1 protein-coding gene is annotated in these 478 nt (G+C 66.3%); it reads left to right on the forward strand.

Going from position 1 to position 478, the window contains the following annotated elements; translation table 11 throughout:
• A partial coding sequence (gene recX / locus AC1DKV_RS40535; RefSeq protein WP_477139776.1) for a recombination regulator RecX occupies nucleotides 1-400 on the forward strand: 400 nt, incomplete at its 5' end.
• Between the last annotated feature and the right edge of the window lie 78 nt (nucleotides 401-478).

Below are 478 nucleotides of genomic sequence, written 5' to 3' on the forward strand. Positions count from 1 at the left end.
CCGCGAGCACAGCCGCGCCGAACTGCGGCGCAAGCTGGCGCCGCATGCCGAGACGCCCGAGGAGGTGGACACCCTGCTCGACGCGCTTGAGCGCGAGAACTGGCTGTCGACCGACCGGTTCGTCGATAGCCTGGTCCATCGCCGCGCCAGCCGCTATGGCGCCGCCCGGGTGATGCAGGAGGCCAAGACCCATCAGCTTGGCAACGAACAATTGCACGATCTTCAGGATCGACTGCGGGAAACCGAGGTCGAGCGGGCCCGGGAGGTCTGGCGCAAGCGCTTCGGCACAGCCCCGGATTCCCCGGAGGCGCGGGCCAAGCAGATCCGCTTCATGGTCGCGCGCGGCTTCTCGCGCGCCGTGGTCGGCAAGATCATCCGCCGCGCGGAAGATGACGAGTGAGATGGCAACAACGTGTCGATTACGCCACGTAGACCACTGTATACCTGCGTGCGCAACAGGGATTTTGTGATCCGGCGT

The sequence above is a fragment of the Cupriavidus sp. 05T41 genome (genome assembly GCF_056396525.1).